Here is a 14,972-nt window from a genome sequence, read left to right on the forward strand (position 1 = left end):
TATCGTCAAGCGGGTATGTTTCAAGTACAACCATATCCGTTGATTGAAGAAACATTGCAGGAGTTGGCAAAGGATCACGATTTGTATATCGCCACGTCGAAACCAGAAGTTTTTGCAAAAAAGATTCTGACTCATCTCAAGTATGATGGCTATTTCAAAGGAATCTATGGGGCGGATCTTGAGAATAAACGTGGGGAAAAAGCGGCCGTTATCCACTATGCGCTAACTGAGATCGAAAAGGAGCAAAAAGCGCAGCAAGCCATCATGATCGGCGACCGTGAGCATGATATTTTAGGTGCAAAAGAAAACCAGTTACCGGCAATCGGTGTTTTATATGGTTTTGGGTCACGAGAAGAATTGCTTGATGCTGGTGCAATCGCTTTAGCCGCTGAGACACAAGAACTTCTTTCGTTGATTTCCCATTCCGTATAGAGAAAAAGAGCTGACAAGCACCTTACAAGGCGTTTGTCAGCTCTTTTGTTACACATTCGTTTGCTTCAACTGCGGAGAAGCTTCCAATAAAAGATTGGTATCCAAATAGCCGCTTTCGTTTTTCAAAATCAAGGTTCCTGAAGTTGGGTGAACATCTAGAATTAGATGACCAGTCAAGAACATTTGATCATAGGTTGATGTAAAAAAAGTAAACTGATTGCTTGAGACTAACTCATTGTATGGGTCTAACGGTTCGTCGATCGGTGTGATCAAAAAACGTTCGCCGATCATACAGCATCCAGCTGCGGAAGAAAATTGGTTCGATCCGTCATTACTCGTCAGAATATATAAGTCGTGTCCTTCTGGAAAGCGAGCAGCGGCATTAGGGGTAATATGTAAGTCCATTTTGCATGATCTCCTTTTTGAAACGAGTGAGCAGCAAGCTGTTCGTTTCGATAATTGTTGATAAATCAAGTGTATCACTCCTCTTAGGGATGTGACAGCAACTTGCTTTTCAACAAACCAAGCTTAAAGTTTTAGCAAGAAAAAGGCGATAATACCGATTATCAGCAAGAAAAGCCCTAAGTACAAGAGCACAGTGACTGCAGCATGGAAAAAAGAGCGCATTTCTTTCACCTCGAATCATTGTTCTTCTTATTTTACTGCATAATTGCGGAACCAAGTAAGGACCTTCACAAATCTTAAAGGAAGTTTTAGGTCTCTTAAGAGTAGACCTCGTCCTTTTTTGTAACGCTTCCATTTTTTGTGGTAAAATAAAGAAAAGGAGGCGATTTGGATGTTACGTAATTCTCAAAATGTACTTGTAGCCTTAGATGGGTCGGATCAGTCAGAAAAAGCGTTCCAAGAAGCACTCGCGATTTGCCGTAGGAACAAAGCCAAATTGTATGTCCTCTCTGTTATCAACAATGCTGAGTTATCCACAAGTGCCTATGCTTTTGCGAAAATTTTTGATCAAGAAAAATTACGTGTGGAAACGGATATGTTGAAAAAAATCTATGATGCCAATCAACATGGGGTGGAAGATGTTGAGGTGATCGTTGAAGTCGGTGATCCAAAACGTTTTATCATTCATGCAGCGACTGAATTGTATCCAATTGATTTGATCGTTATCGGTGCAACTGGTAAAGGCACATTGACCCGAGCTGTCGTGGGTTCAACCACCGATTATGTCGTTAATCATTCGAAATGTACGGTGCTGGTCGTGAAGTAAAAAGTTGAATCAAACGGAAAAAATATGTTATTTTTTAAGTCAGCATAAGGCATCTCCTATCAAAAAAATTCAGTTTAGTTGAAAAACCCGCTCTCTTTGCTTTAGGAGAGCAGGTTTTTTGTTGTAAAAAAGAAGTGCCTAAAATGGAGCTGTGAGTAACGATTGAAAACGTCTTTTCGTCGTTTTATCAAAAAAATATTTATGTAAATTGAACTAGGTTGACCGTTAGAAAAGAAAGTTTGTTACACTTTTAATAAGCAAAGGATGTAGGAAAAGTATTGGAGAGAGGGGCTGATAATTTACTGAGTTTCCATGATTCAGCTGGTTGCAAGTGGCTATCATTGGAAAGGAGAATGAAATGAAGCGTGTTGCAGAAAACTATTAGGTTGTTTTTTCGATTCTTTTGCTGAGTATATGGTTAGGCTTGATCCAAGTGAAGGAATATTCGCAAGAAGCAGTCCTGTCGATCATTTACTTTATTAATCTTTATACGCTCTTGTTCAAATTTAAAGATGCAGCGAGAATGGTGAAAGCAGTTGTATCTTTCGTACTATTGGGTTTTACGATCTTATTTCTTTTGTATATCGCAAGTAATTAGAGGCAATACGAATTGTTAACTTTAGAAATTATCGCTATATATTGGGAATGAGATGTACAAAAAAAGACAACGTCCGACAAACGTTGTCCTACCAAAGCCACTTGACGGGCTTGAACCGTCGACCTCATCCTTACCATGGATGCGCTCTACCAACTGAGCTAAAGCGGCGTGTTATTTAACACAAGATATAGAATACCGTAAAGGCGCTACTTTGTCAATGAGATTTTCGGATATTTCTAGAGAAAAACGCTTTGCGGGAAGGGAAGTTTCTAAAAGGGGATTTTCTTGAAAAAAAGGATCAAAAAATTGATTTTTGCTCTTGCTAAATTATCTGACTATTTGGTATAGTACAGATAGATTCTTCCGGCATAGCTCAGTTGGTAGTAGCGCATGACTGTTAATCATGATGTCGTAGGTTCGAGTCCTACTGCCGGAGTATCAAAAACGACCTTCGTTTCGGAAGGTCGTTTTTTTGTTGGAAAGAGTCCGTTCTTTTGTTGGTTGTCGATAGCCTGGGGATAATGGGTTGCCCAGTTTTTTCTCCAGAACACTCACTCCGCTGAGGAAATCTTCTGTAATAGTTCCTCGTATAAATCCGTCGTTTCGGCGGCTTTTTTATTTGTGTAAAAAACGGTTGGGCCATCGTTAGTAGTGACTTTTAAAATGGGCGTCACCTTCGTGTCGACAAACATTCTGGCAGGTTCGCCGGCAACGGTAAACTTACCGATTTGGTAACTGGCGGTTCCTACACCCATGGTACGAACACGAGGAGACGGCAATGTTTCGATCAATTCCACCGTCTCTATATCTGCCAAAGAGACCGTAGTTTTCCCGGTCATTGGTGCATTGAAGGTGACTTCTTGTCCTTGCACTTCGCCGGTGATCGCATCAGGAGCGAAATCTAAGCGGTACATGGGAATGATGGTCCCAATCATTAACACAAGTAAGAAGACCGCGGTGATACCTGCGACGATTTGTCCGCTGCGTTTGCCTAAATTGATGCCGATATTCATCCCAACACGGTCAGGAACGAACAGACGCGCATCATTAGGATTGATGTAAAAACCATATCGCCAGTAAGCATCTTCGCCATAATAGCGCGGTTGTGCTGCTGGTTCTAAGAGCTGATCTTGTTTTTTACGCAGATCAAGCAATAAGAAGAAGGTAAAGACGATCAAGAAAACCACCAAAACAACAAAGAGCACTAAGAGGATAGTACTGAATGCTCCGGTAGCGGACATGGACGCCAGCGGGACAGTCAACAAGAGCAGCGTAATGGTGCAAGTCACGGCGATCATTAAGGACCAATAGCGCTTTGTTAAATCATTGATGTGTTGATCGATAGTTGAATTGCCGCTGATCCCGCGAACGGGTAAGCGGCTGATGATCACCCAGAGATAGAGGAACAGCGCAAAAATTGCTAAGGAGACACCGCCCATCAAGTATCCTGTAGAAAGATCAGGCAACTGCCATGCTTGGTACAAACTGATCATCAACAAAATCCCCGCAGGAACGAGGCTATACCACGGCAGCATCCGCTTATTTTTGGTTTGAACGAGTTTCGTATCGATCCGAATCGGATCGATGGGTAGTTCCCATCCATTGGTAAGGATCAATTGCCGCATTTTTCCGATGTAATGTACTTGCACCAAGTAAGCTGTCCCCAGCAAAGCGGCCATATAAAGCCAGAACAGGGTAAGGATGATGGAGTCAGATAAATTGAACAAAAAAAGGAGACTTGCTACACTAAATGTACCAACGATTTGTAGGATACGCTTGCGAAATTCTGTGATCAAGCTGTGGACGCTAGGATCATCCAGATGCTCAGGGGCAAGGGTATTTTCGAGTAAAACATTTTTGTGGGGTTTACTGATCAAGCGTAAACCAAATGCGGTCGTCCCACAGAGGACGAGGGCAATAATGAAAAAAAGATAAGTCATTTGCATTCATTCCTTTCAGGAAATTGGTCCAGAAGTTGTTGAACATCCGTTAAAAGCGCTTGCTTGCTTTTGCCGTGTAAGAGAGCGGTTGCTAGCTGTAGCTGTAAGTTTTGGCGATACTCCGCTTCTTGTCCGGAAGTAAACGGTGGTGGCGCGGCAACGGCGGTTCCTTTGCGGCGATCTGTGACTAACAAGCCTTCTTCTTTGAGGGAATTGTAGGCTTTTGAGATCGTCATGGTATTGATGCCGATCTCTTCGGCTAATTGACGGACGGATGGCAGCAATTCGCCAGCGGCCAAATCGCCTTTTGCGATACCGACAATGATCTGTTCCCGCAACTGCTGGTAGATGGGTTGGTTGCTTTGGGTTTGAATATCAAATATCATCGAAAACAGCTCCTTTGTATTATATATATTAATACAAACTATACAAAATAGCAACTGGTAATCAAATGAACAAGAATCGTTAGAAAAAAGTAAATAGCTTGTTATAGTTCTGTTTCATGGATCAGGTATCCTTTGACAGATACAACTTAGAGGAGGAACTTTTTATGAGCCAATCGCAAAGAACGGCTTACTTTGATAATGCAAAATTTTTACTGATGATCTTGGTCGTCTTCAGTCACTTGCTGCAGCCTTTTATCGGCGATCAGAAGTTTTATCATGACCTATATTATTTTATCTTCACTTTCCACATGCCAGCTTTTGTTTTTCTGGCTGGGTACTTTGCCAAACCGTTGACGAAGGGACACAAGCTTCGTGAGTTGATGAAAAAGTTCTTGCTGCCTTATGTCTTCTTTCAGGTGTTTTACACCGTCTATTACTGGTTGATCGGTCTACGGGAGTCGCTAAAAATCCAACTGTTGAATCCGCAATGGGCACTTTGGTTTTTGCTTAGCATGTTCTTTTGGCAGCTCTCGCTGTTGATCTTTCAAAAAATGTCCAAAAAGCAGGCGATCCTGCTGAGTATTGGCTTGAGCATCTTTGCTGGCTACGTGCCGTTTTTAAATCAAGTGTTGACCTTGCAGCGGACCTTTGTCTTTTTGCCGTTTTTCATTATCGGGTTTTATTTTCCCAAAAATGAGATGCGCTTTTTATTGAAACCAAAGATTCGAACCATCAGTTTGCTTTTCCTACCGATCATCTACACCTTTATCGCGTTTTTTCATGGGATGAACAAGTACATGGTTTTTGGTTCCAAGCCTTATGACGATTACTTGAGCTATCCGTTGTTCGGCGGTCCCTTGCGTGCGGTCTTTTTCGTGATCGGGCTGATGGGGATCATCGGTTTTCTGAGCCTCGTGCCTAGAGAGCACCTGTTTTTTACGAAGTGGGGCAAAAACACTCTGCTGGTCTATCTTTTACAGGGGATCTTCATCAAGGGCTTGCGGGCATTAGCGATCACCGACTTGAACCTGTCGGTATTAGGCTTTGTGACGTTGGTGTTAGCCAGTGTTTTACTGACGATCTTGCTAGCTAGTCGTCCGATCCGCTTCCTTTATGCACGATTTGAACGAGGACTATCCTTTGTTTTACTTGGCTTTTTGCTTTTGATGCTAACTCTTTAAATCCTTGATACGAGCAACCGCTCTTAGAAAGATGATTTTTTCATTTTTCTAGGAGCGGTTGTTATTTGAGAGGCAGAGGCGTAAAATGGAAGGAAAGGAAAGTGAAAGGATGAAGAAATATGTCAGAAATTTCAAAAAAGACCACCGCTGCCTTTGCGCAAGCGTATCAAGAAAATAATAAACAAACGGCACTGCAACGGAGTGTTGTGAAAAATGGGATCACCGCTTCTGCGGAAAACGTGTCAGCAAAAGTCAACAATGTGCCAGTTTTTTCAGTTGATGTGACAACCGGGAAAGTCTCAAACCAAAAACAATCAGGCCGCTGCTGGATGTTTGCCGCATTGAATACATTCCGTCATAAGATGTTGAATGATTTCAATTTAAAAGAATTTGAATTGTCGCAAAACCATACCTTCTTTTGGGACAAATACGAAAAAGCCAACTATTTCTATGAAAATATTTTAGCAACTGCTAACGAACCTTTAACAAGTCGCAAAGTTGCTTTCTTATTGCAAACACCACAACAAGATGGTGGGCAATGGGACATGATCGTTTCGATTTTCCAAAAATATGGTGTCGTGCCAAAAACGGTCATGCCAGAAAGCAGCAACTCTTCCAATTCTCGTGACCTAAACAATTACTTGAACAAAAAACTGCGTAAAGATGCGGTTGCTTTGCGTCAGCTAGTGGCTGAAGGCAAAACAGCTGAAGACATCCAAACAGCCAAAGAAGCGATGTTGGAAGACATTTATCGTTTCTTAGCGACTTCTTTAGGCACACCGCCAGAAACATTTGATTTTGAATACCGTGATGAAGACAAAAACTATCACATTGATCGCAACTTAACACCGCAAAGCTTTTATGAAAAATATGTCGGGGTGGACCTTGACGATTATGTCAGTATCATCAACGCACCAACTGCCGACAAACCTTACAATCAATCGTATACCGTAGAAATGCTAGGCAACGTGGTTGGCGGCAAAGAAGTCAAATACTTGAACGTCGATATGCCGACCTTCAAAAAATTAGCGATCGCTCAATTGGAACAAGGGGAGTCCGTGTGGTTCGGTTGTGATGTCGGTCAATCTTCTACCAGAGATACTGGGATCATGGCATTATATGCCTATGATATCAACGACTTATTTGATATCGACTTTACGATGACGAAAGCAGAACGCTTAGATTTTGGCGAAAGCTTAATGACCCATGCGATGGTCTTGACTGGCGTTGACTTGATCGACGGCGAATCAACCAAATGGAAAGTCGAAAACAGCTGGGGTGAAAAAGTCGGAACGAATGGCTTCTTCGTCATGAGCGATGCATGGATGGATGAATACACCTATCAAATCGTGGTTCGCAAAGAATTCCTGACAGCAGAACAATTGGCTGCCTTTGAAGCAGAACCAACGGTCTTAGCACCTTGGGATCCAATGGGCGCTTTGGCGTAAGTCAGCAATTTCTAATGATTGCCTGAATATTTTCTGAAATTTTTCAAAAAGACGAAATGAAAAAATAACGAACCAGTTGCCGCAATCCAACCGTTAGGAAAGCAGAAATCCTAGCAGCATGGGAGTGTGGCAACGGTTCTTTTTTTATTTACTGACAAAAAAGCGGTACCATCCCAGAAAAGTGGGAACTTATTTATTGTAAGATGAAGCAAACTTCTTTAAAATGGAATAGTCACTAATGATGCCACACGTCTCATTAGAGTGAACTGTTGAAGAATGGTCACTGGGAACCTTTACTTCCTCTGACAGACTTTGTCATGTTTATTGAACAAAAGGAGGATTCAAATGACAAATCTGTTAACTATTATTGTTGTTCTACTTTTTGCTGCCCTTATTTATGGGTTCTACTTATTGCAAAAGCGTCACGTGAAGTTTTCAACGCGGGTCTTTGCGGCGTTGTTCGTCGGGATCGTTTTTGGTGGTGTGCTACAGCTGATTTTTGGGACAGGCTCTGACGTTGTCACGCAAGCTCTTGACTGGATCACGATGGTCGGTAGCGGCTATGTGGCCCTCTTGCAAATGCTGATCATGCCCTTGATCTTCGTTTCGATCGTTGGTGCTTTCACCAAGATGAAAGAAAGCGAAAAAATCAAGAAGATCAGTTTTACGGTTCTTGCGACTTTGCTAGGGACAACGGCGATCGCTGCCTTGATCGGGATTGTGATGGTCATGGTCTTTGGTCTTGACGGTGCCAGCTTTACCGAAGGAGCAACGGAAACAGCGCGGATCGCAGAATTAGCGGAACGTTCGACACAAGTCCAAGATCTATCGATCCCACAACAAATCGTTTCTTTCATCCCAAGTAATGTCTTCGCCGACTTTGCTGGTACTCGTTCGACAAGTACGATCGGGGTCGTGATTTTCTCAGCCTTTGTTGGGATCGCCTTTCTTGGTGTCAAACGCAAATCACCGAAAGAAGCGGAAACTTTTGCGAATTTGATGGACAGCTTATATAAAATCGTGATGCGTATCGTCACGTTAGTTTTGCGCCTGACACCTTATGGCGTTTTGGCATTGATGACAAACGTATTAGCTTCAAGTGATTTTGAAGCCATCTTGAACTTAGGAAAATTTATCATCGCTTCTTATGCCGCTTTGATTTTGGTCTTACTCGTTCATTCATTATTGCTGATCGCTGTTCGGGTCAATCCAGTAACGTATTTCAAAAAGGCCTTTCCAGTCTTGAGCTTCGCCTTTACTTCTCGTTCAAGTGCGGGTGCCTTGCCATTGAACATCGAAACCCAAACCAAAGCGTTAGGTGTTGATGAAGCCACGGCTAACTTTGCAGGCAGCTTTGGGTTATCGATTGGTCAAAACGGCTGTGCGGGTGTTTATCCAGCGATGTTGGCAACGATCGTTGCACCAACGGTTGGGATCAATGTCTTTGATTGGCAGTTTATCCTGCTGCTAGTTGCAGTAGTTACGATCAGCTCATTCGGCGTTGCTGGTGTCGGCGGTGGCGCAACCTTTGCTTCATTGATCGTCTTAGGCTCAATGAACTTGCCGATCGCCATCGTAGGCTTAGTTATTTCTGTTGAACCATTGATCGATATGGCACGGACACTTGTTAATGTCAGCGACAGTATGGTTGCTGGAATGGTGACCAGCAGCCGTATCAACGAACTGGATCGTTCGATCTTAGATGATTCTGCGGCCGTGATCGAAGCCGAATAGAAACATTTTTTAACAAGCGAAAGCAAAGAAAGACTGCGTGTGGTCTTTCTTTTTTTTGTCCGTTAAAGCTCAGCTCATAGAAAAATCTAGGTTTCAGTGCCCTTAATAGCGAAGTTTCTGCTATACTTTTAACTAGAACATCGCGGGAGGGATAAGCAATGACACAATTGATTCAACTAGAACGAGCAGCAAACGTCAGAGAACTTGGCGGCTATCAAACGATAAACGGCACGACGATCAAACGAAAAAAATTGATCCGCAGTGCGGCGATCAATGAATTGACTGCTTCAGATCAAGCAGTACTGGCAAACTATGGGGTCAATCAGGTCATTGATTTTCGCTCCATCGCTGAAGCCAATGCACAGCCTGATCGACCGATCGCCACAGCAAAGCAGCTTTTTTTACCTATTTTCAAAGAAGACGAAACGATGGTTTCCTTGTCGCCAGAAAGCTTGAAGCAGCGCTTGGAAGATGGGGAAGATGCCGAAGAGCAGATGAAAAAAGTCTACCGTCACTTTGTTGAAAGCGACTATGCCCGCCAACAATATCGGCAGTTCTTTGATCATGTGATCGACAATGCGGAAGGTAAAGGAGCAACCTTGTTCCACTGTACCGCGGGCAAAGATCGCACAGGCTTTGGCGCCTTTTTATTGCTGCATGTGTTGGCTGTGGCACCAGCGACGATCAAAGAAGATTATTTAGCGACCAATCGCTATTTAGCCCCAATGCTAAAAGAAAAATTTGCCCCAATGACCCAGCATTTGCCGGAAGAGCTGTTAACGGCGATTACGGTTTTGATGAGTGCCAAAGAGAGTTTTCTTGAGGAAAGTTTGGCTGCGATCGATCAGTATTTCGGTTCGGTCGATCAGTATCTCCTGCAAGGACTAGGTGTGACGAAAGAAGAGCAAGCGTATTTGACTGCCCAACTGACTGAGTAAAGAAAGGGAGATCCGTATGGAGGAAGCATTGTTCGCAGCAATCGGGATGCCCGGCTCGCTGACACCCATCAGTGGTGGGGATGTCAATCAAACGTATCGTTTCACGACAGCAGAAAATCGCTATTTTTTAAAGACCCATCCTCATGTTTCATCGGTGTTCTTTCAAGCAGAAATCAATGGCTTAGCTGAATTAGCCCCTTTCGTGCGGGTGCCAAAAATCGAACGCCTCGGTCAGACCGAAGTGGGGGCATTTTTATTGATGGAATGGATCGATAGTGGGGAAGGACAGCAGCGGCGCTTAGGCCAATGCTTGGCTCGGCTTCATCAGCAGACGCAGGAGTCTTTTGGTTTTTACGAAGACAATTACATCGGCTTTTTGCCGCAAGTCAATCCGAAAACCACCGATTGGCTTGATTTTTACACAGTCTGCCGTTTGGATGTGCAAGTCGAATTAGCGAAGCTGGGTAATCACTGGCATGCCAAACGGGAAGCCGCTTATCTGCGTTTGAAAGAATTTTTGCATGAGAATTGGCGTGATCGCAGCGTCACACCTGCTTTATTACACGGTGATTTTTGGCGGGGGAATGTGCTGTTCGATCAACAAGGAGAACCAGTGTTTCTTGATCCGGCAGTCGCCTATGGGGATCGAGAAATGGATATTGCGATGTCCCAGCTTTTCGGCGGTTTTCGTCAGGAATTTTTGGAAGGCTATCAAGAAGTCTATCCATTAGATGAGAATTGGAAAGAGCGACTGCCAGTGTATCAATTGTATTATTTATTGGTCCATTTGAATCAATTTGGCGAAAGTTATGGACCAACTGTCGATGAAATATTGAGTCGTTTTTAGGAGGCAATTAGAACTATGGCAGCAAAGTATCAAGCCACGCATGAAGTGGCGTATTATGAATGTGATGTCAACCAAACGATGACGTTTCCAGCCATGCTAGGCATTGCCATCAAGACATCAGAAGAACAAAGTGCGGCGTTAAACCGCGGACCGGAAGTCATCGCTAGTTATGGCTTGACCTGGATCATTACCAGCTATCATATAACGGTAACTCGTTTGCCGCGCGTAGGGGAGCAGATCCAAGTGGCGACCCAGGCGAGAGAATACAATAAGTTTTTCTGCTACCGTTACTTTTGGTTATTGGCAGAAGACGGAACGGAATTGGTCAAAATCGAAGCGGTTTTTGCGTTGATGGACCCGGAGACGCGCAAAGTCAGCAGTGTTCCGGATGAGATCGTGGTACCTTTTGGCAGTGAAAAAATTAAGCGAATCAAACGCTATCCGAAGATCACCCCTATCACGCAAGGACAATTTTTGCCGTATCGGGTGCGTTTCTACGATATCGATAGCAATCAGCATGTCAACAACGCCATGTATTTCAATTGGCTGATGGACGTCTTAGGCTATGAGTTTTTAACAAAACATGAAGTGACCCAAGTGACGATCCGCTTTGATCGGGAAGTTGCTTACGGCCATTTGATCGAAAGCCATTTTCAAATCAATGAAAAGACAGTCGATGAAGCCGGCGAGGCTGTGCCGCTGCATACGATCCACGAGATCAAGATCGGTGAGGATACTTACTGCGAAGCCATCTTTACTTGGCGAGAAAAATAAAACAACCCTTTTGCCTCCGTTAACGGAATGGCAAAAGGGTTTTTGTTTGGTCAATTCTCCATGAAATCAGGAAGCTCATCCATGGTCAACCCACGGTTTTTCGCTATCAACAATTTGATGCGGGCTTTTTGGCTATTGATGCTATTGCAGAAAATCACCCCAAGAGCTTGCAATTCGATCCCGCCGCCTAAGTAGTCATAGACCGGCTCGGCAACTCCGTTGAAGCAGCGAGAAACTAAGACGACCGGAATGTTTCTAGCGATCAGTTTTTTCAAAGGCTCAATGGTTTGAGGCGGCAGATTGCCAGCGCCTAAAGCTTCGATCACTAGTCCATCGATCAGCGAGTCGGCTAAAGCATCGAACAATTCCCCAGTCATCCCAGCATAGGCTTTGACGATCGGAAACAAACCATCGACACGATCAACATCCAAATGGCGGTTATTTAACAGCTCTTGCATAAACAAGATTCGGTGCTTTGTGACTAAGCCGATCGGACCTAATGTCGGGGTGCGGAACGTCGCAATATTGGTGGTGTGGGTTTTCGTAACATAACGTGCGGAATGGATCTCATCGTTCATCACGACTAAGACACCTTTTCCTATGGCATCGGGGGACTTGGCGACCCGAATCGCACTTTCAAAGTTATAAAGCCCGTCACTGCCGATTTCATTACTTGAGCGCATGGCACCAGTCACCACGATCGGTAACTGACCGCCGATCGTGGTATCTAAAAAGAAGGCCGTTTCTTCCAGCGTATCGGTTCCGTGAGTGATCACGACCCCATCGACACCGCTTAAATGCGCCAGCTGGATACGTTCTTTCAGCTGCAGCATTTCTTTTGGCGTCATATGAGGACTGGGAATATTAAAAATGTCTTCGACGATCAATTCAACATCGTCATCAATGTGGATCGGTGCATCCATCAGCGGATTGCTGACATCGGGGCTGACGCCGCCTGTCAGGGTATCTTCTTTCATGGCGATGGTACCGCCAGTGTGCAACACGAGAATTCGTTTCATTTTTTCATCACCTGCAATGATTTATTTACTCTTAACTCAAAACTATTGTATACTATTAAAATAAGAAAACAAGGAGCGATGGGAAAAAATGATTCGAATTGGTTGTACCACATTTAGTGAACATGGCAGTCTCGTGCAAAGAAAAAACTCGAAATTATTTGAGTATGCCCGTTATTTTCCGTTAGTTGAGCTGGATACCACCTATCATTTTTTGCCAAAAGAAAAAGACGTGCGCAATTGGTTGGCCCAGATTCCCGAAAATTTCCGCTTTGTGTTGAAAGTCCATCAAAGTGTGACCACCCAAGGGGATTTGCCAGATCAGTTGACCATGACCGAAGCGCTGCAGCTTTATAAAGAAGCGATCGCGCCAATGGTAGAAGCGGGCAAACTGTTTTGCCTATTGGCGCAATTTCCCAACAGCTTTAAATGTACGAAAGAAAATGTCGCCTATTTAGATCAAGTGCGAGAATGGTTTGCGGGTTACCCAGTGGCGATTGAGCTGAGAGACAGCAGCTGGTATCAGCCGAAACTGTATCCGGGAATGATCGATTATATGAAGCGAAAACAGTTTTCCTTAGTAGTCGTTGATCAGCCGAAAAAGCTATCGACCACGATTCCCCTTGATCCAACCGTGACCAATCCTGCGTTTGTCCTGTGCCGTTTTCATGGACGCAACGACAGCGGCTGGACAGCGACGGGGCCAGATGCCAAAAATCTGCGGACCTTGTATCGCTATGACCAAGCCGAACTAACGGAGTTAAAACAAGCGATTCAAGCCATCGAAGCCAATGCCAAAGAAGTCGCAGTGGTCTTCAATAATAATGCCGGTCGTGATGCCGCTGACAATGCTCGTGCATTGATCGATGCGCTGCAGATCGATTACGAAGCATTAAATCCTAATCAGTTGAAATTATTTTGAGGAGTCATATGATAAAAGCAATCTTTTTTGATATTGATGGCACACTGATTGCCAGTAACGGCAAGGCGCTTGCCAGTACTCGTGAAGCCATCAAACAAGCCCAAGCCAATGGCGTCCTCTGCGGCATTGCCACCGGACGTGGTCCGGTTGATTTAGAGAAGGTGATCGATTACTTGTCGTTAGACATGTTTATCACCTATAACGGCCAATATGTTTACACGAAGGAAACCTTGATTTATGCCAAACCTTTTCCAAAACAAACGCTGGAAGCGATCGTAGAATACGCCGATGAAAATTATCGTCAAGTCATGTTTGGCGGAGAAACGCAAGTGGCTGGCAGCTTGACGATCCGTTTAAGCCAATCACCCGTCATGCAGCGCTATTTGCGCTATGTACCGAAAAAATTTCCCGTCGGCTTTTTAAAGAAAGTCTTGCAGCGCTTCAGTCCCAATCGCAACGCCAAACGTTATGAATCATTGGACATTTTACGAGAGCCAATCTATCAGTGTATTATGCTGAGCCCTGAATCAGAGCGCGAAAAATTACGCTCCAAGCTGCCGCAATGTGATTTTAAGCGATCCAATGCCTATTCTGTTGATATCGTGCCGAAAAACGGTTCGAAAATCAAAGGGATCAAAGAATTTTTGGCCTATGAAGGGATCGCGATGGAAGAAGCGATGGCCTTTGGGGATCATTTTAATGATGTGGAAATGTTAGAAGGTGTGGGGATCGGGGTTGCGATGGGCAATGCCCAGCCCATCACCAAAGCCAGTGCTGACTTTGTGACGGACACCAACGATCATGACGGCATCAAGAAAGCCTTGATCCATTTTGGGATCATTGCCGAGGATGCCCAAGCAAGGGATTGAATTAAAAAAAATAAACAAGGTGTAGCCAATCCATGAAGCAACGTAGGAGACAGCGCAGAACCATGAAACAGAACCATTAGAAAAAGCAGAAAGAAGCGAGAGAAATGAGTCCATTTGAAATGACGGAAGAGTTTCATAAAACCTTTGATCCAACACGACCGCCATATCCACAAGCTTTTTCAGCGGAAAAAGCCCAGTTTCGTGCTGGTTTTAAAATTGAAGAATTAGTTGAGTTCCTTTATGCTGCCAGCAACAATGACGAAGAGACCTTTCAAGCAGGCCTGGAGCATTTGCATCAAGCAATTGATCAAGCCCAAGCCAAGCTGGCTGCCAAACAACAGCCTGTCAGTGATTCTCTAGTAGAACAAGTCGATGCGCTCTGTGATCTGCTGTATTTTACCTATGGCTCTTTTTCACTGGTAGGGGTCGATCCAGCGCCGATCCTGGCTATCGTTCATGACGCCAACATGGGGAAACTTTTTCCAGATGGGCAGCCCCATTATGATCCTGAGACCCACAAAGTCATGAAGCCTAGCGATTGGGAAGAACGGTTTGCTCCTGAACCGCGAATCAAGGCAGAAATCAAACGCCAATTGGCACAAAAACAAGCGCAAGCCCAAGAATCGTCAGAATAATAAAGAAACGTGCCAGTTGCC

At 44.1% G+C, this 14,972-nt stretch carries 15 protein-coding genes and 2 tRNA genes (1 of these 17 only partly in view); 12 read left to right on the plus strand and 5 right to left on the minus strand.

Going from position 1 to position 14,972, the window contains the following annotated elements; translation table 11 throughout:
- Nucleotides 1–432 carry the 3' portion of an HAD hydrolase-like protein gene (locus IGI88_RS09930; RefSeq protein ID WP_194199755.1) on the plus strand. 219 nt of this gene lie to the left of the window's left edge, so the window shows 432 of its 651 coding nt (coding positions 220–651); the start codon falls outside the window, past its left edge; its stop codon occupies nt 430–432.
- Between the two features lie 48 nt (nt 433–480).
- Here the strand turns inward: IGI88_RS09930 and IGI88_RS09935 are convergent, their stop codons facing one another.
- On the minus strand, nt 481–837 hold the full coding sequence (locus IGI88_RS09935; protein WP_008376995.1) for an iron-sulfur cluster biosynthesis family protein: 357 nt from the start codon (nt 835–837) through the stop codon (nt 481–483).
- A gap of 391 nt (nt 838–1,228) precedes the next feature.
- On the opposite strand from IGI88_RS09935, the gene IGI88_RS09940 reads away from it, so the two are divergent.
- The gene (locus IGI88_RS09940) at nt 1,229–1,663 is read left to right on the plus strand and encodes a universal stress protein (protein ID WP_005237544.1); all 435 of its coding nucleotides are present in this window, start codon (nt 1,229–1,231) and stop codon (nt 1,661–1,663) included.
- Nucleotides 1,664–2,356: 693 nt separating this feature from the next.
- Here IGI88_RS09940 and IGI88_RS09945 read toward each other — a convergent pair.
- A tRNA-Thr gene (locus tag IGI88_RS09945) sits at nt 2,357–2,429 on the minus strand.
- 194 nt (nt 2,430–2,623) lie between these two features.
- On the opposite strand from IGI88_RS09945, the gene IGI88_RS09950 reads away from it, so the two are divergent.
- Nucleotides 2,624–2,697, plus strand: a tRNA-Asn gene (locus IGI88_RS09950).
- Between the two features lie 115 nt (nt 2,698–2,812).
- On the opposite strand, the gene IGI88_RS09955 is transcribed toward IGI88_RS09950, so the two are convergent.
- Together IGI88_RS09955 and IGI88_RS09960 are read right to left on the minus strand one after the other, a co-directional pair.
- Nucleotides 2,813–4,201, minus strand: a complete 1,389-nt coding sequence (locus tag IGI88_RS09955; RefSeq protein WP_429960394.1) for a hypothetical protein — start codon at nt 4,199–4,201, stop codon at nt 2,813–2,815.
- A complete protein-coding gene (locus tag IGI88_RS09960) occupies nt 4,198–4,587 on the minus strand; it encodes a GntR family transcriptional regulator (protein ID WP_005237540.1) in 390 nt (129 codons plus the stop codon). Before IGI88_RS09960 ends, IGI88_RS09955 begins: the two co-directional genes overlap by 4 nt.
- A 164-nt stretch (nt 4,588–4,751) precedes the next feature.
- On the opposite strand from IGI88_RS09960, the gene IGI88_RS09965 reads away from it, so the two are divergent.
- From IGI88_RS09965 to IGI88_RS09990, 6 genes are all read left to right on the plus strand, one after another.
- Nucleotides 4,752–5,768, plus strand: coding sequence for an acyltransferase family protein (locus tag IGI88_RS09965; protein ID WP_008377006.1), 1,017 nt, complete (start codon nt 4,752–4,754; stop codon nt 5,766–5,768).
- A gap of 119 nt (nt 5,769–5,887) precedes the next feature.
- Nucleotides 5,888–7,216, plus strand: coding sequence for an aminopeptidase C (locus tag IGI88_RS09970; RefSeq protein ID WP_429960395.1), 1,329 nt, complete (start codon nt 5,888–5,890; stop codon nt 7,214–7,216).
- Between the two features lie 345 nt (nt 7,217–7,561).
- The gene (locus IGI88_RS09975; protein WP_010747447.1) at nt 7,562–8,950 is read left to right on the plus strand and encodes an L-cystine transporter; all 1,389 of its coding nucleotides are present in this window, start codon (nt 7,562–7,564) and stop codon (nt 8,948–8,950) included.
- A 158-nt stretch (nt 8,951–9,108) separates the two neighbouring features.
- Nucleotides 9,109–9,888, plus strand: a complete 780-nt coding sequence (locus IGI88_RS09980) for a tyrosine-protein phosphatase (protein ID WP_429960396.1) — start codon at nt 9,109–9,111, stop codon at nt 9,886–9,888.
- Between the two features lie 16 nt (nt 9,889–9,904).
- The gene (locus tag IGI88_RS09985; RefSeq protein WP_429960397.1) at nt 9,905–10,735 is read left to right on the plus strand and encodes a fructosamine kinase family protein; all 831 of its coding nucleotides are present in this window, start codon (nt 9,905–9,907) and stop codon (nt 10,733–10,735) included.
- Nucleotides 10,736–10,750: 15 nt separating this feature from the next.
- The gene (locus tag IGI88_RS09990; protein WP_429960398.1) at nt 10,751–11,509 is read left to right on the plus strand and encodes an acyl-ACP thioesterase domain-containing protein; all 759 of its coding nucleotides are present in this window, start codon (nt 10,751–10,753) and stop codon (nt 11,507–11,509) included.
- A 50-nt stretch (nt 11,510–11,559) separates the two neighbouring features.
- Here IGI88_RS09990 and IGI88_RS09995 read toward each other — a convergent pair whose 3' ends face one another.
- Entirely contained in the window at nt 11,560–12,528 is a 969-nt protein-coding gene (locus tag IGI88_RS09995; RefSeq protein WP_005237533.1) for an asparaginase, read from the minus strand.
- An 88-nt stretch (nt 12,529–12,616) separates the two neighbouring features.
- Between IGI88_RS09995 and IGI88_RS10000 the strand changes: the two genes are divergently transcribed.
- The 3 genes from IGI88_RS10000 to IGI88_RS10010 all read left to right on the plus strand — a co-directional run bounded on the left by IGI88_RS10000 (nt 12,617) and on the right by IGI88_RS10010 (nt 14,951).
- Nucleotides 12,617–13,447 (plus strand): DUF72 domain-containing protein, encoded by an 831-nt coding sequence (locus IGI88_RS10000; RefSeq protein ID WP_429960399.1) that lies wholly within the window; start codon nt 12,617–12,619, stop codon nt 13,445–13,447.
- Nucleotides 13,448–13,455: 8 nt separating this feature from the next.
- On the plus strand, nt 13,456–14,316 hold the full coding sequence (locus tag IGI88_RS10005) for a Cof-type HAD-IIB family hydrolase (RefSeq protein WP_016611697.1): 861 nt from the start codon (nt 13,456–13,458) through the stop codon (nt 14,314–14,316).
- Between the two features lie 104 nt (nt 14,317–14,420).
- Entirely contained in the window at nt 14,421–14,951 is a 531-nt protein-coding gene (locus IGI88_RS10010) for an HAD family hydrolase (RefSeq protein WP_275852178.1), read from the plus strand.
- Nucleotides 14,952–14,972: the final 21 nt, after the last annotated feature.

This window comes from Enterococcus sp. AZ179 (assembly GCF_050498885.1).
Classification (GTDB): Bacteria; Bacillota; Bacilli; order Lactobacillales; family Enterococcaceae; genus Enterococcus_D; species Enterococcus_D entomosocium.

What these genes read in the sequence shown, in the direction of transcription:
- IGI88_RS09995 (WP_005237533.1), bottom strand. Translation starts at nt 12,528, where the DNA reads ATGAAACGAATTCTCGTGTTGCACACTGGCGGTACCATCGCCATGAAA.
- IGI88_RS10005 (WP_016611697.1), top strand. Translation starts at nt 13,456, where the DNA reads ATGATAAAAGCAATCTTTTTTGATATTGATGGCACACTGATTGCCAGT.
- IGI88_RS09955 (WP_429960394.1), bottom strand. Translation starts at nt 4,201, where the DNA reads ATGACTTATCTTTTTTTCATTATTGCCCTCGTCCTCTGTGGGACGACC.
- IGI88_RS10010 (WP_275852178.1), top strand. Translation starts at nt 14,421, where the DNA reads ATGAGTCCATTTGAAATGACGGAAGAGTTTCATAAAACCTTTGATCCA.
- IGI88_RS09980 (WP_429960396.1), top strand. Translation starts at nt 9,109, where the DNA reads ATGACACAATTGATTCAACTAGAACGAGCAGCAAACGTCAGAGAACTT.
- IGI88_RS09975 (WP_010747447.1), top strand. Translation starts at nt 7,562, where the DNA reads ATGACAAATCTGTTAACTATTATTGTTGTTCTACTTTTTGCTGCCCTT.
- IGI88_RS09940 (WP_005237544.1), top strand. Translation starts at nt 1,229, where the DNA reads ATGTTACGTAATTCTCAAAATGTACTTGTAGCCTTAGATGGGTCGGAT.
- IGI88_RS09960 (WP_005237540.1), bottom strand. Translation starts at nt 4,587, where the DNA reads ATGATATTTGATATTCAAACCCAAAGCAACCAACCCATCTACCAGCAG.
- IGI88_RS09965 (WP_008377006.1), top strand. Translation starts at nt 4,752, where the DNA reads ATGAGCCAATCGCAAAGAACGGCTTACTTTGATAATGCAAAATTTTTA.
- IGI88_RS09935 (WP_008376995.1), bottom strand. Translation starts at nt 837, where the DNA reads ATGGACTTACATATTACCCCTAATGCCGCTGCTCGCTTTCCAGAAGGA.
- IGI88_RS09970 (WP_429960395.1), top strand. Translation starts at nt 5,888, where the DNA reads ATGTCAGAAATTTCAAAAAAGACCACCGCTGCCTTTGCGCAAGCGTAT.
- IGI88_RS09985 (WP_429960397.1), top strand. Translation starts at nt 9,905, where the DNA reads ATGGAGGAAGCATTGTTCGCAGCAATCGGGATGCCCGGCTCGCTGACA.
- IGI88_RS09990 (WP_429960398.1), top strand. Translation starts at nt 10,751, where the DNA reads ATGGCAGCAAAGTATCAAGCCACGCATGAAGTGGCGTATTATGAATGT.
- IGI88_RS10000 (WP_429960399.1), top strand. Translation starts at nt 12,617, where the DNA reads ATGATTCGAATTGGTTGTACCACATTTAGTGAACATGGCAGTCTCGTG.